Annotated in this window: 30 protein-coding genes; 20 read left to right on the forward strand and 10 right to left on the reverse strand. The window is 43.5% G+C overall.

Going from position 1 to position 24602, the window contains the following annotated elements:
• The first annotated feature begins 98 nt into the window (after window positions 1-98).
• The 3 genes from AR337_RS08995 to AR337_RS09005 all read left to right on the forward strand — a co-directional run bounded on the left by AR337_RS08995 (window position 99) and on the right by AR337_RS09005 (window position 2542).
• Window positions 99-1004 carry a LysR family transcriptional regulator gene (locus AR337_RS08995; RefSeq protein ID WP_059171684.1) on the forward strand — a complete coding sequence of 302 codons (906 nt, stop codon included), beginning with the start codon at window positions 99-101 and terminating at the stop codon, window positions 1002-1004.
• 212 nt (window positions 1005-1216) lie between these two features.
• Window positions 1217-1714 carry a CarD family transcriptional regulator gene (locus AR337_RS09000; protein WP_059171685.1) on the forward strand — a complete coding sequence of 166 codons (498 nt, stop codon included), beginning with the start codon at window positions 1217-1219 and terminating at the stop codon, window positions 1712-1714.
• Window positions 1715-1909: 195 nt separating this feature from the next.
• Window positions 1910-2542 carry an FMN-dependent NADH-azoreductase gene (locus tag AR337_RS09005; protein WP_059171686.1) on the forward strand — a complete coding sequence of 211 codons (633 nt, stop codon included), beginning with the start codon at window positions 1910-1912 and terminating at the stop codon, window positions 2540-2542.
• A gap of 125 nt (window positions 2543-2667) precedes the next feature.
• Here the strand turns inward: AR337_RS09005 and AR337_RS09010 are convergent, their stop codons facing one another.
• Entirely contained in the window at window positions 2668-3837 is a 1170-nt protein-coding gene (locus AR337_RS09010; RefSeq protein WP_059171687.1) for a hypothetical protein, read from the reverse strand.
• A 219-nt stretch (window positions 3838-4056) separates the two neighbouring features.
• On the opposite strand from AR337_RS09010, the gene hmpA reads away from it, so the two are divergent.
• Window positions 4057-5271 (forward strand): NO-inducible flavohemoprotein, encoded by a 1215-nt coding sequence (gene hmpA, locus AR337_RS09015; protein ID WP_059171688.1) that lies wholly within the window; start codon window positions 4057-4059, stop codon window positions 5269-5271.
• Between the two features lie 80 nt (window positions 5272-5351).
• Here hmpA and AR337_RS23720 read toward each other — a convergent pair whose 3' ends face one another.
• Together AR337_RS23720 and AR337_RS23485 are read right to left on the reverse strand one after the other, a co-directional pair.
• Window positions 5352-5477, reverse strand: coding sequence for a DUF6254 family protein (locus AR337_RS23720; protein WP_253701593.1), 126 nt, complete (start codon window positions 5475-5477; stop codon window positions 5352-5354).
• Window positions 5478-5527: 50 nt separating this feature from the next.
• Window positions 5528-5692: a hypothetical protein gene (locus AR337_RS23485; RefSeq protein WP_172797530.1), complete on the reverse strand. Its 165-nt coding sequence runs from the start codon at window positions 5690-5692 to the stop codon at window positions 5528-5530.
• A gap of 142 nt (window positions 5693-5834) precedes the next feature.
• Here AR337_RS23485 and AR337_RS09020 point away from each other — a divergent pair, with 142 nt between their 5' ends.
• Window positions 5835-6902, forward strand: a complete 1068-nt coding sequence (locus tag AR337_RS09020; RefSeq protein WP_059171689.1) for a P1 family peptidase — start codon at window positions 5835-5837, stop codon at window positions 6900-6902.
• 70 nt (window positions 6903-6972) lie between these two features.
• On the opposite strand, the gene AR337_RS09025 is transcribed toward AR337_RS09020, so the two are convergent.
• Complete coding sequence (locus AR337_RS09025; protein ID WP_059171690.1) at window positions 6973-7413, reverse strand: YtoQ family protein; 441 nt, start codon at window positions 7411-7413, stop codon at window positions 6973-6975.
• Window positions 7414-7566: 153 nt separating this feature from the next.
• Between AR337_RS09025 and AR337_RS09030 the strand changes: the two genes are divergently transcribed.
• Complete coding sequence (locus AR337_RS09030) at window positions 7567-8334, forward strand: class I SAM-dependent methyltransferase (protein WP_059171691.1); 768 nt, start codon at window positions 7567-7569, stop codon at window positions 8332-8334.
• 101 nt (window positions 8335-8435) lie between these two features.
• Window positions 8436-8774, forward strand: a complete 339-nt coding sequence (locus tag AR337_RS09035) for a zinc ribbon domain-containing protein YjdM (RefSeq protein ID WP_059171692.1) — start codon at window positions 8436-8438, stop codon at window positions 8772-8774.
• Window positions 8775-8818: 44 nt separating this feature from the next.
• On the opposite strand, the gene AR337_RS09040 is transcribed toward AR337_RS09035, so the two are convergent.
• The 4 genes from AR337_RS09040 to AR337_RS09055 form a co-directional block, all read right to left on the reverse strand.
• Complete coding sequence (locus AR337_RS09040; protein ID WP_059171693.1) at window positions 8819-9196, reverse strand: VOC family protein; 378 nt, start codon at window positions 9194-9196, stop codon at window positions 8819-8821.
• Window positions 9197-9243: 47 nt separating this feature from the next.
• Complete coding sequence (locus tag AR337_RS09045; protein ID WP_059171694.1) at window positions 9244-10113, reverse strand: AraC family transcriptional regulator; 870 nt, start codon at window positions 10111-10113, stop codon at window positions 9244-9246.
• A 201-nt stretch (window positions 10114-10314) separates the two neighbouring features.
• On the reverse strand, window positions 10315-11022 hold the full coding sequence (gene rluF, locus AR337_RS09050) for a 23S rRNA pseudouridine(2604) synthase RluF (protein WP_059171695.1): 708 nt from the start codon (window positions 11020-11022) through the stop codon (window positions 10315-10317).
• 147 nt (window positions 11023-11169) lie between these two features.
• The gene (locus AR337_RS09055) at window positions 11170-11946 is read right to left on the reverse strand and encodes a CPBP family intramembrane glutamic endopeptidase (RefSeq protein WP_059171696.1); all 777 of its coding nucleotides are present in this window, start codon (window positions 11944-11946) and stop codon (window positions 11170-11172) included.
• Window positions 11947-12134: 188 nt separating this feature from the next.
• Between AR337_RS09055 and AR337_RS09060 the strand changes: the two genes are divergently transcribed.
• From AR337_RS09060 to AR337_RS09075, 4 genes are all read left to right on the forward strand, one after another.
• Window positions 12135-13289: a sensor histidine kinase gene (locus AR337_RS09060; protein ID WP_059171697.1), complete on the forward strand. Its 1155-nt coding sequence runs from the start codon at window positions 12135-12137 to the stop codon at window positions 13287-13289.
• 19 nt (window positions 13290-13308) lie between these two features.
• Window positions 13309-13965: a response regulator transcription factor gene (locus AR337_RS09065; protein ID WP_059171698.1), complete on the forward strand. Its 657-nt coding sequence runs from the start codon at window positions 13309-13311 to the stop codon at window positions 13963-13965.
• Window positions 13966-14223: 258 nt separating this feature from the next.
• Window positions 14224-14601 carry a hypothetical protein gene (locus tag AR337_RS09070; RefSeq protein WP_156424351.1) on the forward strand — a complete coding sequence of 126 codons (378 nt, stop codon included), beginning with the start codon at window positions 14224-14226 and terminating at the stop codon, window positions 14599-14601.
• 272 nt (window positions 14602-14873) lie between these two features.
• A complete protein-coding gene (locus AR337_RS09075) occupies window positions 14874-15731 on the forward strand; it encodes a CPBP family intramembrane glutamic endopeptidase (RefSeq protein ID WP_059171700.1) in 858 nt (285 codons plus the stop codon).
• Window positions 15732-15753: 22 nt separating this feature from the next.
• Here AR337_RS09075 and AR337_RS09080 read toward each other — a convergent pair whose 3' ends face one another.
• Both AR337_RS09080 and AR337_RS09085 read right to left on the reverse strand, forming a co-directional pair.
• A complete protein-coding gene (locus tag AR337_RS09080) occupies window positions 15754-16098 on the reverse strand; it encodes a hypothetical protein (RefSeq protein WP_156424352.1) in 345 nt (114 codons plus the stop codon).
• Between the two features lie 192 nt (window positions 16099-16290).
• The gene (locus AR337_RS09085; RefSeq protein ID WP_059171702.1) at window positions 16291-17169 is read right to left on the reverse strand and encodes a LysR family transcriptional regulator; all 879 of its coding nucleotides are present in this window, start codon (window positions 17167-17169) and stop codon (window positions 16291-16293) included.
• A gap of 119 nt (window positions 17170-17288) precedes the next feature.
• Here AR337_RS09085 and AR337_RS09090 point away from each other — a divergent pair, with 119 nt between their 5' ends.
• The 9 genes from AR337_RS09090 to AR337_RS09130 all read left to right on the forward strand — a co-directional run bounded on the left by AR337_RS09090 (window position 17289) and on the right by AR337_RS09130 (window position 24587).
• Window positions 17289-18317: a YeiH family protein gene (locus AR337_RS09090; RefSeq protein WP_082686915.1), complete on the forward strand. Its 1029-nt coding sequence runs from the start codon at window positions 17289-17291 to the stop codon at window positions 18315-18317.
• A 665-nt stretch (window positions 18318-18982) separates the two neighbouring features.
• Window positions 18983-19201: a spore germination protein gene (locus tag AR337_RS09095; protein WP_059171703.1), complete on the forward strand. Its 219-nt coding sequence runs from the start codon at window positions 18983-18985 to the stop codon at window positions 19199-19201.
• A gap of 70 nt (window positions 19202-19271) precedes the next feature.
• Entirely contained in the window at window positions 19272-19514 is a 243-nt protein-coding gene (locus AR337_RS09100; RefSeq protein ID WP_059171704.1) for a spore germination protein, read from the forward strand.
• Window positions 19515-19540: 26 nt separating this feature from the next.
• Window positions 19541-19783: a spore germination protein gene (locus AR337_RS09105; RefSeq protein ID WP_059171705.1), complete on the forward strand. Its 243-nt coding sequence runs from the start codon at window positions 19541-19543 to the stop codon at window positions 19781-19783.
• A 12-nt stretch (window positions 19784-19795) separates the two neighbouring features.
• Entirely contained in the window at window positions 19796-20263 is a 468-nt protein-coding gene (locus AR337_RS09110; RefSeq protein ID WP_059171706.1) for a hypothetical protein, read from the forward strand.
• Window positions 20264-20312: 49 nt separating this feature from the next.
• Entirely contained in the window at window positions 20313-20774 is a 462-nt protein-coding gene (locus tag AR337_RS09115; RefSeq protein ID WP_059171707.1) for an Hsp20/alpha crystallin family protein, read from the forward strand.
• A 29-nt stretch (window positions 20775-20803) separates the two neighbouring features.
• A complete protein-coding gene (locus AR337_RS09120; protein ID WP_156424353.1) occupies window positions 20804-21310 on the forward strand; it encodes a hypothetical protein in 507 nt (168 codons plus the stop codon).
• 339 nt (window positions 21311-21649) lie between these two features.
• On the forward strand, window positions 21650-23056 hold the full coding sequence (locus tag AR337_RS09125; protein ID WP_059172216.1) for a sucrose-specific PTS transporter subunit IIBC: 1407 nt from the start codon (window positions 21650-21652) through the stop codon (window positions 23054-23056).
• 73 nt (window positions 23057-23129) lie between these two features.
• Window positions 23130-24587 carry a sucrose-6-phosphate hydrolase gene (locus tag AR337_RS09130; RefSeq protein WP_059171709.1) on the forward strand — a complete coding sequence of 486 codons (1458 nt, stop codon included), beginning with the start codon at window positions 23130-23132 and terminating at the stop codon, window positions 24585-24587.
• Window positions 24588-24602: the final 15 nt, after the last annotated feature.

Consider the following 24602-nt stretch of genomic DNA (forward strand, 5'->3'; position numbering starts at 1 on the left):
TATTTCCCTATTTTATTATTGAAAAACAATCTAAACAATATGAAAATTAGATAATAATGATGCCGATATGAGATGATTGGGAATTAGGAGGGGAAAAAGTGGAGCTAAGACAGATTCAATATTTTATTGAAGTTGCCAAGCGGGAGCATGTGACAGAGGCGGCAATGGCTCTGCACGTGGCCCAATCCGCTGTGAGCCGGCAAATTTTTAATTTGGAAGAGGAGCTGGGTGTTAATCTTTTTATCCGGGAAGGAAGGAATGTTAGGTTAACTCCGATTGGGAAAGTTTTTCTGGAGCATATGGAAGAAGCGATGAAGGTAATCGATAATGCGAGGCAGGAGGTTCAGGAGTATTTAGATCCGGAACAGGGGAAAATTCGGATTGGGTTCCCAAGCAGTCTTGCTGCTTATACGCTGCCCACGATTATTTCCGCCTTCCGCGAACACTATCCCCATGTGAAATTTGAGCTGAAACAGAGTTCCTACCACGATTTGATTAGTGGAGTGATTAGAGGGGATATCGATATGGCCCTGCTTGGGCCGCTTCCTATGCAGGAAAAAAAGGTAAAAGGGGATATTCTATTTACAGAAAGAATTGTTGCCCTGCTCCCAACCCATCATCCTCTTGCAAATAAACGTTCACTTAACCTGAACCAATTAAGAGATGATTCCTTTATATTGTTTCCGAGAGGGTTTGTTTTACGCGAAATAGTAGACAATGCCTGTAAGCAATTTGGCTTTGAGCCCAAGGTGTCCTTTGAAGGGGAAGACATTGATGCGATTAAAGGTTTGGTCTCAGCGGGTTTGGGGGTGACCCTTATTCCTGAAGTTACATTGGTTGATAGCCTGCCGCGCTCAACAGTAAGGCTGCCAGTTATTGAACCGCAGGTAACCCGTACTGTCGGTGTCATCATTCCGGCTGAACGCAAGCTGCTTCCCGCAGAGAAGCTATTCTACGATTTTGTTCGTGAGTTTTTTACCATGTTGAATCGGTTTCAAAAATGATGGATGTTTTTATTAATGGGCATTATCTACCTTTTTAACATAAAAAGGCCCTTATAAATTAAAACAAGTGGTGTCACTCTACCCATACGTCATAATTAGGCATTGAACTTTAATGGTTTCACCTCTAATCGTCAATCTAATTGACAAAATGCGGCATTTAGTGTACAATAAATTGTAAACCAGTTTGACATTCTGTAAAAGGGGGTTAGACGATGTTTAATATAGGTGATGTAATTGTTTACTCGGTACATGGTTTAAGCCGGATAGATGATATATGCGAAAAAACGGTCTCGAATGTGACCAGGACATATTATGTTTTACGCCCTCTGGAACAGCCGAATCTGACGATAAGTACACCGATAGATAACGATAGGGCAATGATGATGGAGATGGTGGGTCGGGAGGAAGCGGAGGACATTTTGCAATCTTTTAAAAAACCAGGCATTAAGTGGATAGAAGATGCTAAGCAAAGGATGACTAAATACCAAAGTATGGTTAACGGCGGGAACAGGAAAGAAATTGCAAAAATAGTCAATACATTAATTAGGAAAAATTTTGAGTTGAAAAGGAAAAATAAGAAACTGTATGAACAGGATCGCAAAATGTTAACCAACATTCAAAACATTTTGTTTAAAGAATTATCAATGTCGTTAAATATTTCCGCTGAAAAGATAGATAAAGATATAACTTCTATGGTAATGGGACAATGAATTCAAAAACCCCATTTTATAAAAAAGAGTTGTTGATTAAAAATATCAACAACTCTTTATTTATTGGGATCTATTAAAAGTTACCGCTAATAGAGATTTAAGTTGACTTTCGGGTTATTTTGATATATCTTTAGTTCGAGATATATTATACAAAGATATATCAAATTCATATAAAAAAGGGAGTAAAAAAAATAAATGAACGTATTAGTAGTAAAAGCAAATAACAGACCAGCTTCTGAAGCTGTATCAAGTAAGATGTACGAAACTTTCATGGAAAACATTGAAGGCGTAAATGTAACAACTTTTGATGTTTTTGCTGAAGATATGCCGTACCTAGGCCAGGATCTTTTCAATGCATTTGGCAAGCTTGAATCTGGCGAAGAACTTACAGATATTGAAAAACGTATTTTGGCAGCAAAACAAAAAGCAATGGATGCTTTAACAGCAGCAGATGTCGTTGTTTTTGCATTCCCGTTGTGGAACCTGACAATCCCTGCAAAGCTACAAACATTTATTGATTATGTTTACCAAGCAGGTTTTACGTTCAAATACGATGAAAACGGCCAAGCTGTCCAACTAATGACCGACAAAAAGGCAATCATCTTAAACGCACGTGGAGGCATCTATTCCCAAGGCCCTGCAGCTGCAATGGAAATGTCCGTTAACTACATTAAGAATGTTGCTGGCGGTGTGTTCGGTATGCAAATCATCGATGAAGTTGTCATCGAAGGACATGCTGCGGCACCTGATCAAGCGGAAGCAATCATTGCTGAAGGCTTGGAAAAAGTTAAAGAAGCTGCAAAAAATCTTTCGGCAGTAGCTGTTTAATAATAATCTATTTTTAAAACTAACAAATAAAACTAATCGGAAGCAGCTTCCGATTAGTTTATTTAATAGAATCTTTCTCTCCGCGAGGGCAATCGCATTAAGGACCTTCAAAAGATAGAAGGTTGTTAATCGACGATTTCAAATTGATCTTCGCAAAATTTTTTCCCATTTATCGTGATGATGGCAGTGTAGATACCCGTATCCCACCTGCCTGGATCGAAAAACCCCCAACTATTTATCAGCCAGGCATTTTCCCATCCTCTTTCTAAATAGAAATAATGTTTATCGTACCCGAACACTGTACGGTCCTGCTTCAGGTAAACGTATTCCACCTCAATCCTTCTTTTTTTATGAATAAGCGGGAAGGAAATTGATAATTCCCAATAGATATAACAAGTTGTTTCTTTTGAAAACTTGGTTTGATAGACTCGTTTTTCATTTTCATCTATCCTATATCCAGACTGAAAGAATTGAAGGGAGTCAAAAGTAAGGGTAGGAAGCAACGCCACATTATAGGTAATGATTTCAAACTCTCTTTCACCTAAATATAATCCATTAAGAAAGAACTCAATTCTATATAGCCCGCAAAGCCATCTTCCCTCTGTGTCATAGCCCAAACCCATTTCGAAAGTTGAGTATGTTGTTCCCTTTCCAGCTATATATTCAAGTTGGTTTCTTCCGAATACATTGCCATCAGGGTCATAATAGATTTGATCAACAATGGCATGTGTATCCTTTTGAAGCTTTGGATAGGAGACAGTTACTTCACAATGAATGGCCCTTGTATGCAATTGCATAAAGGTAGAAAGATAGAGACGATTCTTCGGTTTAGTCGATTCTTCTAAATCTGACTCAAACAAAAGGATGTACTCAACTGTACTATCATTAAAGGCAGAATCAAATCTTCTTCTTACCATTTCAAAAGAGTTTACAGCTATTTTATTCCCATTATAAAAAATAGCAACTTTGTATTCCCCGGGCAGCAAGGAGGTGTATTTAAGGATTCCGTTTCGAAAGCTGTGGGAATAAGATGTTGTTTCGGCCGGAAGTTCGATGTCTATCGTATTTTGGTCGAAAATGGTACCGTCAGGCGAGTAGTACACATATTCCAATTCCACTACCCGGCTATTTGTTAGAAGGGAATAAGAAAGCTCAATTTCTCCATAAACAAATCTGGTGCGATCAGGGAAGAAACGGGTATGGTATACTCGCTCTTCTTTATTGGGGGTATCCACTCCTCCCTCATAAAAAAGAAGTGACTCGGTTTTAATTGTCCAATTAACTAATCTCAACATTGAAGTTCACACCTATAACTTTAATAGTGTATCTCTCTATATTTTCTATTTGTTTACAAAAATCCCTTTCTCTCGATTGTGGTAAATATCGGAAAAATGAAGGGATAGGGCTGGGGATTTTGTTTCACGCTTGTTGGAAGTGTGATTTATATCACATTGCCTTTCGTAGGAGTTTATTATAATAAACACTGTGATTATAGTATAAAAGGAGTGTTTCGTTTGTTGGATCAGCAGAGAATCGACATTGTGAAATCAACTGTCCCGGTATTGGAGCAATATGGTGAGAAAATAACAACGCGTTTTTATGAATTAATGTTCGGGGCGCATCCCGAATTGCTGAATATTTTCAACCATGCAAACCAAAAACAGGGCAGGCAGCAAAGGGCGCTCGCCAACGCCGTCTATTCAGCGGCGATGTACATTGACAGCCTGGAAACAATTCTCCCGGTTGTAAAAAATATTGCTCAGAAACACCGCAGCCTCGGAATTAAACCGGAACATTATCCGATTGTAGGAAAGTACCTTATTCTCGCAATTAAGGATGTTCTTGGTGATAAAGCAACTGATGACATTATCGATGCTTGGACGGAGGCTTATGGAGTCATCGCGGACGCGTTCATCAGCATTGAAGCGGAGATGTACAGCGAGGCAGCTGGCCAAAAAGGCGGCTGGGATGGATTCCGTGGCTTTATCGTTGACCGCAAAGTAGAGGAAAGCGGTGTAATTACATCTTTTTACCTGAAACCGGAGGAGAATAGAGAAATTGCCGATTTTCAGCCTGGCCAGTACATTAGTGTCAAACTGGAAATTCCGGGAGAAGAATTTACGCATATCCGCCAATACAGCCTTTCCGATACTCCGGGAAAAAACTATTACCGGATAAGCGTAAAGCGTGAAGCAGGAACTGAAAATCCGGATGGCAAGGTGTCAAACTATCTCCATACCCAATTGAAGGAAGGGGATGTCCTCCACGTCAGTGCACCAGCCGGTGACTTTGTCCTGGATGTACAAAAGGAAACCCCAGTTGTCCTATTGAGCGGCGGAGTCGGCCTTACTCCGATGATCAGCATGTTGAAAACAGTGGCGGAGGTCCAGCCGGAACGGAAGGTAACTTTCATCCATGCAGCTCAAAATAGCAGTGTACATGCTTTAAGAGAAGAAGTGGAGCTTACCGCAGATAGGGAAACAATTAAATCGTATGTGTTTTATGATTCGCCAACAAATGATGACCGTAAGAATCAAGCCTTTGACGTTGAAGGCTATGTGACAAAAGAGTGGTTGAAAGAGAATGTGGACATTCAGGACGCAGACTTCTATTTTTGCGGTCCCGTTCCATTTATGAAGGCAATCTATCGTGCACTCCAGGAATTGGGTGTAACCGAAGAAAGGGTTCATTTTGAATTCTTCGGGCCAAAAGGCGATTTGGAAGCATAATAATCGAAAAAGCCAATTTCCGTATAAACGGAAGTTGGCTTTTTTATTGGAAAAACTAAAAATGGACCATTTATCAGTGACTACTGGTCTTCGCCTTTCTTGGCTTCATCAGCAAGCTGCTCGAATGATTTCACTTTTCCGTGCGGGTTTTGGGCTTCTTTCCTGGCAGCCCATTGCCTTTCTTTTTGACGTTTTGATTGGGTCATGTATTAATGCTCCTTAAGATAAGAATAGTTTTTGAAGGGAGTAAGATTGGCTAACTCCTGTTCTCATACGCCCTTTGTTCTTTTTCCTTCTCCTTTTTAGCCCGGTTTGCATTGGCGCTGCCAAAATCCTTGCCGAATTCCGTATCGGTTTGGCTTGAATCAAAGCCTTGTTTGTTCTTTTGCTGCGGATCATTTTTCTTCGTTCGTTTTGCCATGATTTTTTGCCCCCTTTCCTTTTTAGTATGGAAAATGCCTTATAAAATATTCGCTGTCCCTTGCGGCCAGAGAAGCCAGGCAGTTTAATGGAAGTATGACGGGAAAAATAAAGGCAGCAACTGCATACAAAGGGGAATGTCCATGTTCAAGCAAAAGAGAATACGGGATTTTGGAGTAATAATCGGCCGGTTGGAGCCCGGGGATTATAATGCAATTACGGATGTTGAAGGGGTGGCAGTTGGCCATGTGACCCTGAGCGATAAACAGATGCAGACTGGAGTGACAGCCATTTTGCCTCACCAGGGGAATCCATTTAAAGAGAAGCTGATTGCATCAACCCATGTCATTAATGGGTTTGGAAAAACGATGGGAACAATCCAGATGGCGGAGTTGGGTACCCTGGAAACACCCATCCTTCTAACAAATACATTGGGAATTGGTACGGCCGCCGATACATTAATCGATTATATGCTGGACCGGAACCCGGAAATAGGACGGACTACCGGGACCGTCAATCCAATCGTTGGGGAATGCAATGATATGTTTTTGAACGATATACGGGGAAAGTTTGTGAAACGGGAGCATGTTCTACAGGCAATTGAAAATGCCTCGGTTGAATTCAGGGAAGGGGCAGTTGGCGCAGGAACCGGGATGCTCTGTTACTCCCTGAAAGGGGGAATCGGGTCCGCTTCCCGCAAGATGGACATGCACCATGGGACGTACACAATCGGGGTTTTGGTCTTATCGAATTTTGGGATTTTAAGCGATTTAAGAGTGAACGGCAAGGCGGTAGGCCAGGAATTAAAGGAAGCCATCACCCAAACGTACAAGGAAGAGGATAAAGGATCGATTATGGTTATCGTTGCCACGGATTTGCCAGTATCAGAAAGGCAGCTGAACAGGATTATTAAACGGTCAGTCACAGGGCTATCCAGGACGGGTTCCATCATCACAACCGGAAGCGGGGAGGTCATTATCGGTTTTTCCACAGCCACGAAAATCCCTCATGACAAACCGCAACATCTTTTATCCGTCCCCACGATTCATGAAGAAGATATGGACCTGGCTTTCCGGGCGGTAGGCGAAGCGACAGAAGAGGCTGTTTTGAACTCTCTAGTTACTGCCGAGGCAGTAGTGGGGCGCGACGGGAATAAAAGACCTGCGTTAAAAGATTTAATCGAGGAGTTCGACATTTCACTGATCGAATGAAATCTGTTTAACAGATTCGGATTAAAAATATAGAAATAAAAAGGGAAAGCGAGCCGCTTTCCCTTTTTGCTTATTCAAAAATATAGCTTAAAACATCCATTGCCTGGTCGATCGTTTCAACTGTCACATTTGCCCGGTTGGAAAGTTCCTTTAGCGGATGGATAAGCGACTCAGGCCTGACAATGATGGTTGGTTTATTCATCGCAATCGCCATGCTGGCGTCCATCGCCGTATTCCATTGCTTGTATTTTTCACCGAAAAGGGCGATGACGATATCCGATTTTTGCATCAAAACCTGCGTCCGGAAATTGTTAATATCCGATGCGGCATCGTCCTTATAGACGCTTCCGGGCTGCTCCCCCAAAATATCCTCGCCAATGTTATCCGATCTGTCATGGTTTGTCTGCGGCGCAACAAAAGTTAATGGGAGATTCTTTTCCATCGCCTTCTTCTGCACTTCTTCACGCCAATTGTCATGAATCTGTCCAGCTAAATAAACGGTAAGTTCCATTCATATCCCTCCTGGAAAGGTTGCATTACCCTCATACTAGTAGAATGGGGCTTTATTTTCAAAAGAATGGCCTTTGTATGGCCAGAAGAACTGATTTTTCTTTAGTGCTAAAATTAAATCATTGGATAATTAAAGAATAAGGATGGGTTGGGTTTGAAACAGTTTTTTGAAGAGTACAAGGATGCCACTCTGTATGATAAAGAAAACCACAGGACTCCGGAACTTGAATTTTTAAAAAGGCTTGCTGAAGATTGCGAGGGGCCGATTATAGATGTGGCCTGCGGGACTGGACGGATAACGGTGCCACTGGCAATGGCGGGGCATGAGTTGATTGGGGTCGATGCCGAGCAAGAAATGCTCCAGTTGGCAGAGGAAAAAAGCAAAAAGGCCAATCTGCCAATTGCCTGGATTAAACAGGACTGCAGAATGTTCGATGCGGGATTAAAAACCAGTCTCATTTATTCCGTTGGAAACTCCTTTCAGCATTTTTTGACGAATGAGGACCAGGATGGTTTGCTAGGTTCTGTCTCGAGGCATTTGGAGGAGGGAGGCTTATTTGTGTTCGATACGAGGTTCCCTAGCGCCGAGGAGCTGCTTCAGCCGCCAACAGAGGAGTATTGGACAAGCTATACGGATGGGGATACAGGACAAAAGGTCAAGCTGTCGACGATCAGCCATTATGACGGTCTGGAGCAAATCCAGTATTACACAACGTTCCGTAAATTTATTCAGAATGGTGCGGTGGTGAGGGAGCTGAAAACACGCGTTAACCTCCGTTATGTCTATCCAAAAGAGGTGGAGAGGCTGATGGAGAAACATCATTTCAAAATCATGAATGTGTTTAGTGATTGGAACGGGAGCCCACTCCAGCCGGAAAGCTATGCGATGGTGTATGTATGCAAAAAGGTTGTACAGCCTTAAACGACGTTGGTTTTTGGGAAGGAAAATACGCCATATTCTTTATGGTATAATGGGTAATTGGTGGATTTGTTACAAAAATGCCATTGGGAGGAAGTGGGTTTATGAGTAATTTGCCGAATTGCCCAAAGTGTAATTCAGAATATACATATGAGGACGGTGTTCAGTTTGTTTGCCCGGAGTGCGGGCATGAATGGACGGCTGATAGCACTGAAAATGCTGAAGATGTTAGGGTTATAAAAGATGCCAACGGGAATGTCCTGAATGACGGGGACACTGTCACAGTCATCAAGGATCTTAAAGTAAAAGGCAGTTCTTCGGTCCTAAAGCAGGGTACGAAAGTAAAAAGTATCCGCCTCGTTGAAGGGGACCACGATATCGATTGCAAAATTGACGGCTTCGGGGCAATGAAACTAAAATCTGAGTTTGTGAAAAAAATATAAGAAAAAAAACAGGGGGCCGTTAAAATGCGGCCTCCTGCCTTTGCTTAAACCTCAAATTCGCTCATCAATGCATGAATATTGCCTTCCGTATCCCTGAAGAATGCCATCCACGTTTCCGTTCGTCCCATTTTGGCAATTAGATGTGGTTCGTCGATAAATTCAACGCCCTTCCCTTTTAATCCTTCATAGGATTCATTGATATTTTCTACGGTAAAATAGACAACCGAGCTTGGATGCGCGAACTCCTCATTCTCAGGAGGGCTAAGGAAGAGCCGCAGGCCTCCGCAATCGAAGAAAGCCAGATTGCCTGCCGTGAAAAGAAGCGTCAGGCCAAGTTTTTCTTTATAAAACTGAACCGCCCGCTCCATATCCTTGATTGGTACCCCGATTTGTCCTACTTTTTGAATTGTAGTTGTTTCCATTGTGAATTTCTCCCTTCGAGTACATGTTCAATTTTAAGAATAAGCGATTAATAGGAATAGTTCTTATCCAAAATCACCTTTTTGCGGAACTGTTGTGGGGAGTGCCCAGTGTGCTGCCTAAACATTTTGCTGAATGAAATTGGATTGGTGAATCCCAATTCAAACGTAATATCCGTGATGGTTAAGTCACGATTTTTCAAAAGCCGCTTTGCTTTTTCCACCCTGAGTTCGGAAATATGCTGATAGGGGGTTTTGCCGTAAAGTTGTGTGTATGTTCTTAAAAGATGGTTGGCAGACATGCAGGAGATACGGGCAATATCATCCAAATTTATGGCCGTGTCAAAAAACGATCGTATGTAGTCATGGGCAATGCTAATCCTTCGGTACAATTCCTCGCGGGTCGAGCTGCGGACCGCGTTAAGTGATTCAATCTCCTTGAAAGTTTCCAGTTGGCTAAAAAGAAGCGATTGCATTAACAGGTGAAATTGCTCCTCATAACCCAGCGGGTCCTCCTTCAGGACGGCCAGGTTTGATTTAAAGTCGGTTATTCGGGTTGACAGGCTGGTTGTCGCGGAATATGTCTTTTCAAAAAAGCCAATCGAATCCGACTCCTTAAAAGGATCGGTTAAAAGCTCATTTGAGGAGGCTGACATTGTACGTAATACTTCTCCCGCAAAGCCCTCCCTGAAGAAAATGCAAAAGGATTCCACTTCTTCCTTTTGATCAATCGAAATGGTGTACTCGCCTTCATTCAGGAGTAAAAACCTGTTTTCCTCAACAGCAAAGAAGCCCTTATTCGTCTTGTATTGCGCTCTTCCATTGGAAAAGGTTTTGATGGAAAGCTGCCCGGAGCCTTCCCAATGGAACTGGCTGCTTTTGGCATGCAAAACAAAGTTTGTCGAAGGCTCTTTCGCCATTTCATCGACTCCAGTTGGTGAATTTTCAGATAACTATAGTATACGTAAAATCTGGAAAAAACTCTTCCAACAAAAAAATATTCGTGTTGACAGTTTCGAGGGTAAGAATCATTTGAGAGTGTCTTCATACCTCCAGTGAATACATTCTCAGCGGAAAGTCCAATAAAAAAGGGTCTGCACACTGTGCAAACCCTCTATCTTTCACCATTCCTGCGGCTCGTAATTTAAATCCGAAAACAAGCGTTTTTTTTCCTTCTTGGTCAAGTCCCTCCATTGTCCGATAGGGAGGCTGCCCAATTCAATATTCATAATACGGATCCTCTGCAGCCGGTACACTTCGTATCCCAGCGCCTCGCACATGCGGCGAATTTGGCGGTTCAGCCCCTGGGTCAAAATAATGTTAAAGTCATATTTTGATAACTGCTCCACTTTGCAAGGGAGTGTTTTTGTACCGAGAATTTTTACACCCTCAGACATCTTCTTCAAAAATTCAGGCGTAATCGGCTTGTCGACTGAAACAATGTATTCCTTCTCATGCCTGTTTTCCGCGCGTAATATTTCATTGACGATATCGCCGTCGTTCGTCAGGAGGATAAGCCCCTCCGAATCCTTATCAAGCCGGCCAATGTTGAAAATTCGCAACGGGTGGTTCACCAGGTCGACGATATTTCCTTTCACGTTCTTTTCTGTTGTGCTCGTTATGCCAACCGGCTTATTTAAGGCGATATATACATTATCCCTGGCAACGCGGATTTGGTCCCCGCTTACCCGGACATCATCGCCCGGATTTACCTGGCTGCCAATTTTTGCAACCTTTCCATTAATGGTCACTCTGCCATCTGCAATTAGTTTGTCAGCACCGCGCCTCGATGTTTTTCCCGAGTCGCTAATGAATTTATTAAGCCGCAAGGTGATACCAACCTTCTGTGTATAATTTTTCCCTTCTTTAAAAATACAATAACTAATACACTAAACGCAAAGTTTGCAGATATGTTTTCTATCACGAAAAGAAGGAGAAATCCGGTTGGACCTCTCCTTTCTCTTTAACCTGCAACCTTAATTGTAAACCTGCTGAGAAAGGACTGTACTCCTGCCAGTCGATTTGGAGCGTTTTAAGATGAAAAGTGAATAGAGCAAGAAGGCAAGGTTCAGCAACAGGAAAGTGGTTAGCCATTTAAGTGAATACTCTCCGCTATGGACGCCGTATTCTCCAGTAGCGGCATATTCTACGGCATCGAGTACAAAATGGAATCCAATTACGGGTATTAGGCTTTTGTTTGCCAGTCGCATAGCCGTTAAGGCCATCCCGGCAAAAAATGTCCATCCAAACTGGAACAGGCCGTATGTTACATCACCGCCGACAAAGATGTTTCCAAGGTGGGCTGCCCCAAATAACAGTGAGGGAACGATAATTGCTATGGCAGTGCCAAATGGAAGGATTGCCCTCAGCAGAATACCCCTGAACAAAATTTCTTCATTGATCGCGACACCGGCTGCGGCAATTAACAAAAGTGGAACATGCCAGCCTGAAGTATTAATTCCTAAATGGTAGACCAATGTCATAGGAATGATGAGTGTTGGCAGCCAAATGGTCCATTCCTTCGTGGACGGGGGTTTAACCAAGCCGATTTCCTTATCAATTTTGACCCACTTTACAGCCAGAATGGCACATAGGGCATAAATCAGCATAATCAGCCACCCTAAATCCTTCTGGACTGTAAGGTCAGGGTTTACCAGTTGAATTCCCTTTACCGATAGCATCCCAATCATTCCCCTGCCAATAAGGACAACTAGAAATAATATTAATCCATGGCGGTACAAAAAGTTTTTCATTTTTTTCTCTCCTTCGTTTGTTCGATTTGTATCTTCATTATGGAACAGGCACGGTCATACCCATAAGTGAAGTTGGTAATAAAGGAGGTCATATGACTTATATGACTAACTGCCTTGCGAAAAAGAGGGAGAAAGGGAAGTGGCGTGGAATAAATTAGTAATAATTTTTTATGAGTGAGGGGCTCTCTATGCTGCCAATTCAAAAAGAAACACACTGGGTACATAAAACAGCGCAAATCATTCGGATATGCTGGTTTATCTTCCATTTGCTTGCTCTTATTTTATTAATGCCATCCGTGCAACCGTTCTGGTTGGTCCTATCCTTATTTTTTGCTGCCTTTCTCCTCCCTCAATGGTCGGGAACAAATCCAACTAGCTTCGGGGTGAAAAATTATCCTCTTTTGGAACTTGTTTTTAGCGGATTGTTTCTGATAGTCGGATGTTACCTTTTGGGCAAATATTCCTCTTTCTTGGCATATCCCGCACTCTGTGCCGGCCTTTACAGCAGGCCGGGGAAACAAAGATGGTTTGGATGGGCTGGATTTTCGATTGCCCCCTTATTAGCAGTTTTGGCAATCGGGCTGGACCATCTGGGAATGGGGGTTATTGACGGCTTTTTCTTTTTCGGGATAGGCATCGCGATAGCGAAAGTCCTTGAAGCTGAAAAGAAAACAAGAAGCCTGCTAGAGGAAAACCGCCGCCAAAACCGGCTGTTGGAGGAATATGCAAAACAGGTGAAAAAAATCACGCTTCTTGAAGAAAGGAACAGGCTCGCCCGGGACCTTCACGATACAATTGGCCATACGTTTACATCCGTCATTATGGGCCTTGATGCTACGGCTTATCTTTTGGAAGCTTCCCCGGCCAAAGCCAAGGAGCAAGTGAATCAGCTAAGCGGGGTTATGAGAAATTCGCTAGGCGAAATCAGAAGCCATATTCATCAAATTGCGCCAGCGGATGACACGGGTGAATTTTCTGACAGGCTGAGAACGATCGCATCTGAATTTTCTTCCCATACAAAGGTAGAAGTGAATTTTATAGTGTTGGGGCAGGAGAGGGAAATTTCCTCCCAGGGAGCCATCACCTTCGTCCGCTGCCTCCAGGAAGCACTGACAAACGCAGTCCGCCATGGCGGTGCCAAAAAGATATCTATCACCCTCAAAGAAGAAGGACACTATATTGTTCTGGCTATAGTGGATAATGGCATCGGGATGGGGGATAGCAAAGAAGGGTTTGGACTTAAAGGGATGAAGGCAAGGCTCGAATCGCTGCAAGGAGGATTGAGTATTGAGTCGAAGGATCAGGAAGGAACGGCGATTACCTGTTATCTGCCGGCAATTTAGCTATGTGGGGGAGTAGAGTATGATAAAACTGTTAATTTCCGATGACCAGGAACTGATTCGCGCCAGTCTTTCCATCGTCCTTGGAGGGGAAGAGGACTTTGACATTGTAGGAACAGCCGAGCATGGGAAAATGGCCATAGAATTAACTGAACAGTATGCCCCGGATGTTGTCCTTATGGATATCCATATGCCTGTCATGGATGGGGTACAGGCAACAAAGCATATCAAAAGCCATTTCCCGGGCGTTAAAGTCATTATTTTGACAACCTTCCAGGAATTAACCTATGTCCGGGAGGCACTGGCGGCAGGTGCGGAAGGATATTTGTTAAAAGCAATCCATCCGAATGATCTTGCGGCTGGAATTAGGCTCGTACATCATGGAGGAACCCTTATTACCCAGGAGGTTGCAAAGCAGTTAATTACTGACTGGATTCAGCCGGCAGGGCTTGAGAAGGAGGAAAACAGCAAGAAAAACAGCTTCCGGCTCACTGATAGAGAAATTGAGATACTCGAGCTCCTCTCGCTTGGCGGGACCAACAAAGAGATAGCGCGTAGGCTGTATTTGACGGAGGGGACAGTTAAAAATTATATTTCAAATATTTATTCCAAGCTGGAGGTTACTGGGCGCTATAAGGCTGTCTTCAAGGCCAAAGAAGAGGGGATAATAAACCCGTAAACTAAAAGAAACTAGATATAAAAAGCAGGATTGAATAAACAGGAAACCGTATTGCCGATTAGTGGCTAAGTAAATCACTTTACAAATGGGCTGCCTAAGATTGAATTTAGTTTTTCCTTTTACGGGCGGTTAGTTTCTACCATGCCCAACTGGCTTAATAATTTTTTGGCCATGCATAACCCGAAGGAAGAAATAATACTATTCTATCAAGACCCGTAGATGATTTATATCCCATTTATTGAAGAGGTGATACTGTTAATGAAATCACTGCAATCAAAGGCGTGGATTTTATTGCTGTTCATTCAGTTTTTAATGTTAATAATCAGTATGTCAGGTGAAAATGGACCGTTTGGGGAAGGATCCGTCATACATGCCTATTTGTCCAATGACCAAACCGATACGGGAATCGAACTAAAACTGCGGGGCTCATTGATACTAGGCATGTCTGTATTCGGTTTCGCTATTCTGGCCAATGCCTTCCGAAAAGGGCTTCGATGGTCCTGGTATGTTTGCTGGGTGTATCCAGTATTCTTTGTCCTCCATATAGTGGGTTTTGGAACTTTCATGCCTGATAGTATCTTTCTACTCATTTCCTTAGCGGCGCTTTTGTTGCCCTATAAACTATTTTTTAAGTAAAGTATAATAATTTTTCATATACCTCCTGTAACCCCATCCAAAAGGCTGGGGTTACATATTTTCTATATATAATAGTGTTGACGGAAAGCAGGGGAAAACCTAACTTGTTAGGCGTGAGGCAGGCCGCACCGCCGTAATGGGGCTGGAAGAATTATTTGCTTACTGTATTCACCCTTTTTTCAAAGGGTATTCGGAACTGATTCGTAACCACTTCCACACCTAAAGGAGTGGACTAAGCGAGCTGATTAACTATTTGGGAAGGGGCTGGAGGTATGAAGTCGGGGAAAGTTTTCAGTCATTGTATTGTTTTTTTGACGATATTCCTGGCCGCGGCGATTTTTGTGAACCCGCTGACGGATGGAATAGGCAATGACACGATCAGAATTCTTTTGAAAGAAAGTTTGCGGCTGCTGATGACTGTTGGCCTGTTTTGGCTGTATTCAAGTAAGGTGCTGAAAAAAACGAACGCGAGCATCGGTATCTGTTGGCCTTTTAAGGCGGGTAAAGCTTGGATATTTATTGGGAGTGGCATGCCTCTTACGGTAATCGTATTTTATCTTCTCACGCATTATGCTGTTTTTGAAATTCAGGCGGAGCTTTCTATTAAAACTGTTTTGGCGTTGCTAGTTGGTTCGATTATTGTTTCATGCTCCGCAGGCATTATAGAAGAAATGCTGTTCAGGGGCTATTTGTTCAAACTGATAGAAGGGAAATGGGGCGCGGCGGCAGCCATAGCGGCAACGTCTGTTTTGTTCGGGGCCCTTCATCTCCTAACGGTTGGCAGTATACGGTTGCTCGATGCATTGCTAATTTTGGCTGCGGGAACTCTTGTGGGGATTTTGTTTTCACTCATCGTGCGAAAGACGGGGAATCTTTGGAATGCAGCCGCGGTGCATATCCTGTGGAATTTCGTCCTTAGCCCAAGAGTTGTCGGCTTTACCAAGGGAGCGAATGAAACTGGGGTGTCACTTATCACTGCCCGTTTTGAAACAGATCAAATATGGGTCACCGGCGGCGCATTCGGAATCGAAGCGGGCCTCCCGTCAATGATTCTTTATAGTGCTGTCATTTGGTGGCTAGTTGTTAGAAAGACCGGAATGGATGTAATAGAAAAAAGCAGCCTCAATTGAGCAGCTCCTTCCCAGTATTTCTTTAGGGAAGAATATCGTTATAAATCAAACCTCCGTCAAATTCAATAATTTTAAGTCTGTTTGTATTTTTTTCAAGGATGGTTTTATATGTCGGCCGGCCTTGTTCATTCTTTAAAATCAGTACACGCTTATTCAGGTTGTCCTCAATTTTAAAAATAGTATTATCAGCCAAGTTTGTATAGGTTTCCAAAATTGAGTACTCCTGAAGCTGGCTTAGCTCTATTTCATCCACAAAGCCAGTTGCCTTCAAGGTGTTTACTGGCATTGCCGCCCCTGTATCCTTATTGCCTTCTGACATACCTGCACTATCTTTAGCTTCCTCGTATGTAATTGTCTTTGTTTCCAAGTTCTTTTTCTCTTCCGATAATAGGCCGTCACTATTGTTTCCGCATCCGGCATGAAAAACAGTGCTCAAGGCTGTTAACAGGATTTTTTTTATCTTTTCTCTCTCCTTCTCTCTTTCTAGAAATAACAGTACACAAGAATGATTAGAACCTCCTGAGTACAAGATGAAAAATTGATGAGAAGGGAAATTCCATTAACCTTTGGAAAGCATCTGTATAAACGCTTCGACGCTCCGCTTATTCCTCATGATGGGGGAATAAATGTAGGAGAGTGTGCGGGTGAAGGTCTGGTTTTTCAGCCGTATGATGGACAAATCCCCGTGTTTTACCTCCCTCTCAATAACACTATGGGATAGAAGTGAAAGGCCCAATCCTTTGATGATGCTTTCTTTTATCCCCTGGTTGCTGCTAATGGTCAAGAGGGATTTTACTTTTAAACCGTTTGATCGGATAAAGTGGTTTAAATACTCCCTTGTTCCCGAGCCTTCTTCCCTTGTTACCCACGCCTGGTTCTGGAGGTCTTTAATGGCAACACCGCCCTTTCCGGCAAGCGGATGGCTGTTCGGGGAGATGATGAACAGTTCATCCTCCATCAGGGGGTGGACGATAAGCTCCTTTTCGTTTGTCTGGCCCTCGATAAGTCCAATATCGACCTTAAAAACCTGGACATAGTTTACAATTTCATCTGTATTGCCGATGACAATCTGGAACTCCAATTCAGGAAAATCCTTTTTCACCATCAGGAGAAGCTCTGGTAATATGTATTCCCCAATGGTAAAACTAGCCCCGATGATCAACTTTCCCTGAACGGAGTTATGGTGTTCAAGAATCTCGTCCTTCGCTTGCTCATAAATGGCAATTAGCTGCTTTGCCCGGCTGTATAAGATTTCACCTGTTGGTGTTATTTGAACTGATTTAGGAGAGCGTCGGAATAATTCGGTTTGAAATTCCTTTTCGAGATTTTTTATATGAAGGCTGACACTTGGCTGGGAAATGTGGAGAAATTCGGAGGTTTTAGTAAAATTCCCGACCTCCGCAAGGGTGATAAACGTCTTTAATGCGTCATAGTACATCTTGGCAACCTCCTAATTATTAAAAATACTAATAACTGTTATTACTAATATGTATTTTACTAATAAAAATTATTTCTATAAAGTGAAGGTGTACAACTTACATATGGGAAGTGACAGAGATGGGGAAGTCATACGGGAAACAAATGAAGCAAAACAAGGCTGCTGCCTTTTTAAAAGGGCTTGGGATTACATTTCTGATTGCGCTGGCTGCAAAGTACTTATCAGGATTTCCGTTCCTGTCAATCATGGGCCAGCTGGTGATTGCGATTCTTCTGGGAATGGTATGGAGGGCAGTATTTGGATTCAAGGCAGATTTAAAGCCTGGAATAACATTCACGAATAAGAAATTGCTCAGGTTAGGGATTATTTTGCTCGGAATGAGGCTAAACCTAGCGGATATTTACAATGCGGGGGGGAAGGTATTCATTCTTGCATCGTTAACGATTGTCTTTGCACTGTTGGTTGTATATGGGTTATGCCGGTGGTTCGAGGTTGAAAAAAGGCTTGGCATCCTAACCGCCTGTGGAACGGCGATTTGCGGAGCTGCTGCCATCGTCGCCATATCACCTCAAGTGAAGGCAAAAGAAGAGGAAACCGCTGTCGCAGCAGCTACTATAGCCATTTTGGGTACTTTATTTACACTTGCGTATACATTTTTATATACGGTTTTGAACCTGACCCCGACAGGATATGGGGTATTTTCCGGCGGGACATTGCATGAAGTCGCCCATGTCGTGGCAGCCGCGGCTGCCGGCGGCAATGAAGCGGTTGATCTTGCGGTTATCGTAAAATTAACGCGTGTCGCCCTGCTAGTTCCGGTTGCGCTGGCGATTGGCTTTTTCGTCCAGCGAGGCGAAAAGGGAAACGGGAAAAAAGCAATTTCGCTGTCGATCATTCCGTGGTTCATCTTAGGATTCCTGGCTATGAGCGGCTTTAATACGCTTGGGATTGTGTCGGAAACCGTTGCCGGGAACATCGTAACCGCCGCCTACCTGCTCATTGCGATGGCAATGGCTGCCTTGGGAATGAATGTAGAAATAAAGACGTTCAGGAAACTGGGAATGAAGGCATTTGCCGCGGGTCTCGCTGGATCCGTACTTTTAGCCGTTTTCGGTTATGTCATGGTTCATTTACTTCATTTGAATTAAAATGGGACAAGCCAGGGATCCTGGCTTGTTTTATTAATTAGTTGCTCTCTTTAAAGAACGATAAATGACGTTTCTGGTCTAAAAGAGCCATTATTCGTTCTTTTGGGAGTCCGATTCGGTCAAATGAGGTTTTTATCCATTCAGCTAGCACAAAGGCTTACTTCTGACTTACTCCACGGGGCGAGCCGCGTGGGTTCTCACATATAGTTTCTCGCAAGCGTACATGGAGTCAAGCTCCCATCGGCGTTACGCACTAGCTATAGGGGTGAGAACCAACAAACAAGCAGTCCGTTGACCACATTAGCGTTTGTTTTCTTTTCTTTCGAAAATGGAGGATAAGTCATACCCCCAGTTTTGTTGTAAGAGATTTTAATGGCGCTATTTAAGACAATCTTACGGTTATTTTTAATTCGTTGTATACATCACCACCTAAGTTCCATAGGATCAATCCAAATTTATACATCCATTTTATCAAAAAGGAACATTTGTTCGCAAGGAAAACACCTCTAAAGTCGCTCAAATAGGATGGTCAAAAGACCATCCTTGAGCGATGCCCTTACATACACGGGGCAAGCCCGCGTGGTTTTACGGGCAAATTCTATAACAAGGGACGTTGGTTTGGCATATAGTATTGCAAACGAAATTGCCTATTAGGATGTGAACAATTGAAAAATATCACGATTGTCCACCGAATAAAAACGAATATTATCGCTCAGAACGGAAACATCAACATTGGTTCGACCTTGCAGAACAGCCATACCTCCAATTTTAAAATGGCAGGAGCTTCCTTTGCCTTTGGCGATTTTTCAAAGGTCATTGAATGCAATAACCAGACAAAGGTAATTGAAGTCAATAAGGGGCAAACAGGCAGCGAAACGGAGTAGTACGTTCCTTTAACCAATTTTGAAATCTGGGCATATATATAACCAACGCCATGTGTTGGGAGGAGAGAGTATGCCCACAAATATAAATATATACAGCATAAAAATAAACAATATATCCAATAATGGCTCCCTGAACATAGGTGACGCCCTTCACAATTCCCCTACCGCTAACACAAAATCGCAAGGGGTCAACTCCTCTTATGGCGATCTTTCTCCAACCACATCCGGCATGGAAAATGTATTCATCGATCCGGATGTGAACGATCAAGGGGATGTTGCAAATCCAGCAAACGTGAATGCCAACCAGTATTAATGCGTATTTTCTGAAAGGAGTACACAATGCCTTATTTCATAAATATATTCAGCATGAAAACAAACGGAATTACATCCAACGGAAACCTTGACGTGGGGGCGGTCATTCATAATAGCCATACTGCCAACTCTAAGTATATAGGAGCAAACATATCCCTGGGTGACTTGTCGCCAACGACATCATTCATGGGCACAAATAGCATTGACCCCGATATAAGCGATCAGGATCAAATCGCCAATCCATCATTGCCAATGAGCAATCAATTTTAGAGGAGGACCGTTATGCTTCCTTTTCCATTTTTTAAGGGCGGGCTGCCAAAGTGGCTGAACCAGTCATACCTGAACAATGACATTTCAAAATTCGTAGAGGAGATGGTTGAGAAATCCATATCTTCATCCATGAAGCATGTTGAAATGGCTGATCTCCTCCATCCTGAACATGGAGAGGCCGTGCAGGCAAACCCAATAGAATCGTTTCAGGTCACCACTTTTGAAAGCCATGACCATGTCTATGCAAGAATGTATATTAAGAATGCCGAGCAGCTGTCGCAATTAAAAATCTACCATAATACCAATCAGTTGATTATTGAAGGGTTGCCAACCCCGGAATCCAGGCAGGTTCTTTCACTGCCTTCAATGGTCAAAATGAAGGATTCGGTTTCCGAATTCCGGGATAACTATCTCCAAATAAGGATGAGAAAAAAGATGGATCCGCAATTCACTGAAGTCGCTGTCCCACCCATGGACTAAACCTTTCCCGGGGAAAAAATATTTCTGAGCTAGAGGCGAGGGCGAATAGATGGATATGGATAAAATTAAACAATGGATTGAAATGTCCCAACAGTATCAAAACGGGCGGTTCTGGGAGATGGTTTTTGAAGACAGCCCTCCTGGGGAAATTCCTGAGGAAGCTCCAGTCCGCCATAGAAATGCAAAAGAAAAACAAGGGGTTTATCCAGTAACGGATATTTACCTTACGGACAGGGATGTTATTCTTTTATTGGAAGTTCCCGGTGTAATGAGAGAAGATATTGCATTATCAGTATCGGGAAGCCGGCTTACTATAAAAGGAGTTCTCCAAGCCCCGATAATCAATGGAGCCACGGTGCATACCGAGCGGAAATATGGCGAATTTCAAAGAAACCTTGACCTTCCAGAGCCTGCCGAAAGCAAAGATATACTTGCAAGGTTTGAAAATGGCCTCCTGATCATAACGTACCCAAGAAGGTATACAAGGGAAGAGACGATTATGATCCGCTGATATTAATAATGTTGGGTGTGAACCAGGTTATGCCTTTAAAGAAATCTTTGGAGGAAAGGGTAAAAACAGATGCACTCGAAAGGCAGCTCCTTCTCTTTGTTCAAAAAACGGTGAATGCGGAAATGGCGCCCATTTACAATACGCTGAATCAGCTCACATGGAAGATAACAAAGTTGGAGGGCCGTCTATCGGAATTGGAAAAGATGCAACGCGAAAGTGCCGCCAACCAGAGCCGGCTCTTGGATGAGTATTTAGGTAAATGCAATGGCAATACGAGTGATGAACGGCCTGTCATCTATCAGGAAATCAAGGTTGAGAAATTGTTCATTGAACAGTATGACCAGGTAAATAACCTGGGGAACGTCGGAATAAAGGAACTGAGCGGCCATTTAAATATTGGAACTACCTATGAAAAGGCAGGCCTGGAAGAAACCGACGATGAAACGAAAGCAGAATTCAGTAAACTAAACGAAGAATACAAAATTAAAATGAACAAACTAAAGGATAAGGTCAAAAATGAAAAAGATGATTCCTGATGAATGCTGATGTCTAGAACATTGGCATTTTATTTTTGGCTAATGATGCAGGAGACTCGTGAAGCAGGGGACGTATCCAATGCCTCACTGCAGGAAAACATCATTCCATTTTGAGGCAGGAGAGTCGAACAGATACATAGTTAGAAGTTGCATAAGCACTTGTGCAAAAAAAAATAAATTTTTCGGTACTGTTTATTTTTTAAAACGAGAGCAGGCTTGGCTTTTCAAGTCTTCATGAGATCGAATGAGACGAAAAAGGGCTCGGAATATTATAAAAATTTGTTTAATTTCTCAGCGGTTGTGATATTGATTCATAAGAAAGAAAATGGGGTGAATCCAATGTCGGAAAATCGCAAAATAGCGGAAGAGCTGATTGAAGCTGTCGGTGGCAAAGAAAATATCCATTCAGTTGCCCATTGTGCAACGCGGCTTCGGCTCATGGTAAATGATAAGGAAAAAATTAATCAGGAAAGAGTGGAGCAAATCAACAAGGTAAAGGGAGCCTTTTACAACTCCGGCCAGTACCAAGTAATATTTGGCACCGGAACCGTCAACAGGATTTATGAAGAGGTTTCCCAGCTTGGGCTTGAGACGCTGTCAGCCTCCGACCAAAAGAAAGAGGCGATTAAAACAGGCTCCAAATTTCAGCGGGCGGTCCGGACATTCGGTGACGTGTTTGTTCCGATTATTCCTGTCCTCGTTGCGACTGGATTGTTCATGGGAGTTCGAGGCCTGGTCATGCAGGAAAAGGTTCTTGCACTGTTCGGCATAACGCCGGACCATGTGCCGCAAAACTTCCTGCTGTTTACGGAAATCCTGACAGATACTGCATTTATTTTCCTGCCTGCTCTTGTGGCCTGGTCAACATTCAGGGTATTTGGCGGGACGCCTATTATCGGACTGATTCTCGGCTTAATGCTTGTCAGTCCTTCACTTCCTAACGCATGGGGAGTAGCCGGCGGGGATGTTGATCCGCTGCACTTTTTTGGTTTTATCCCTGTTGTCGGTTATCAAGGATCGGTTTTGCCGGCCTTCATTGCCGGGATTATCGGGGCCAAGCTGGAAAGGGCGGTAAGGAAGCGTGTACCTGAAGCGCTTGATCTTATTCTTACCCCATTCATTACGCTTCTTGTCATGATCGCCCTATCGTTATTAGTAGTTGGACCGATTTTTCATATCGTCGAACAAGGTATTTTATCTGTTGCAACCAATGTTTTGTCCTGGCCGTTCGGAATTAGCGGACTGCTCATCGGAGGACTTAACCAAATCATCGTTATTACAGGGGTTCACCACATTTTTAACATGCTGGAAATCCAGCTGCTGGCGAAATATCATTACAACCCGTACAACGCAATTGTTACATGTGCGGTTGCCGCGCAGGGCGGTGCTGCCTTTGCGGTTGGCCTGAAGACAAAGTCGGCTAAATTGAAAGCCCTGGCGTATCCATCTTCTGTATCGGCTTTATTAGGGATTACCGAGCCTGCAATCTTCGGTGTTAACCTTCGTTACGGAAAGCCGTTCATTATGGCTCTTATCGGCGGCGCGGCCGGCGGGTTTTTGGCTTCCATCCTTGGCCTCAAGGCAACCGGCATGGCGGTCACCGTTATTCCGGGTACGCTGCTCTATTTAAACGGACAAATCCTGCCATACATACTCGTTAACCTCGTTGCGATTGGCGTGGCTTTTGGGCTAACTTGGATGTTCGGGTACTCCGATAAGGTAAGGAAGGAAATCGAACAGGAATAGGCTTAAAAAGGTCGCAGTTGTGAAAATTGCCTCTTTTTTGAAAAAAGGATTGGCTGCTCGAAGGAGGTCTTTTATGACTAAAAAGGAAACTCTCTTGGTCCAAAAAGTGTATGATGAGATTGAAAAACATAAGGCCCAGGTCCAAACTGATCCTTACCGGCTCCATTACCATCTTATGCCTCAAGTCGGATTGCTAAATGACCCAAATGGACTGATCCAATACAAGGGGACATATCATGTGTTTTACCAATGGAACCCGTTTGATACAGCACATGGGGCGAAGTTCTGGGGGCATTACTCATCAAGGGATATGGTTCATTGGCGGGAAGAGCCGATTGCCTTGGCCCCGAGTGAGTGGTATGAACGGAATGGCTGTTATTCCGGAAGCGCTGTGGAATTGGAAGGTAAGCTTTATCTATTTTACACGGGAAACGTCAAGCTTGATGATGGGACGAGGGAGACGTACCAATGTCTGGCGGTTTCGTCGGACGGCGTCCAGTTTGAAAAATTGGGGCCAATCCTCAAGCTTCCGGATGGTTATACGGCTCATTTCCGCGACCCGAAGGTTTGGTGGAAGCATGGCCGCTGGCACATGGTGATTGGCGCGCAAACCCTTGATGGAAAAGGGACTGCTGTTTTATTTACATCGGATAATCTCTGCAATTGGAAAGAAACAGGTCCAATTGCAGGGGAAGGAATGAATGGACTAACGGACTTTGGCTATATGTGGGAGTGCCCGGACATTATCCATTTGGACGGAAAGGATATATTGTTAGTATCGCCCCAAGGACTGGAACCGAGCGGGCATTCGTATCAAAACCTTTTCCAATCCGGTTATTTTATGGGGAGACTGGATTATGAAGAGGGCTGCTTTAGGCACGGACCTTTTACCGAGCTGGACCGCGGGTTTGATTTCTATGCGCCGCAAACCTTTGTCGACAAGGGAGGCAGAACAATTCTGTATGCCTGGATGGGCATAACCGATGAAACGGAAGCATTTCAGCCAACTCTGGCCAATCGTTGGGTGCATGCGTTGACAATCCCGCGTGAGCTGAAAGTCCATGGGGAAAAGGTGTATCAACGGCCGGTGGATGAGCTTGCGATACTGCGCAAAGACAGAATTGAATACAAAAATGTCCGGCTGACAGGAGCGTTATCCCAGCTTGATGGGGTGGAGGGAAGGTCGGTGGAGCTTCTTCTGGATTTCCCGAAGGCAAAGAATGGCGGGTTCCGTATCCGCTTCCGCAATGAAGCAGAGCTATTTTATGATGAGGATAAACAGGCAATTACTCTGAGAAGAAGGAATTTCAAAACCGGCGAGCCTGAAACAAGGACATGCCATGTAACTGCCTTGTCACAGCTTCGGGTTTTCATGGATCACTCTTCCCTGGAAATTTTCATCAACGAGGGGGAAGAGGTATTTACGGCGCGCTATTTTCCGAGGCCCGCAGACGAAACGATTTCCTTCTTTGGGACAGCCGAATTTCACCTAATCAAGTGGAATATTGATAAGATTAAGGTTGGACGATAAATTTTTTCCGTAGAG

The organism is Bacillus sp. FJAT-27445 (genome assembly GCF_001510665.1).
GTDB lineage: Bacteria > Bacillota > Bacilli > Bacillales > Cytobacillaceae > Bacillus_D.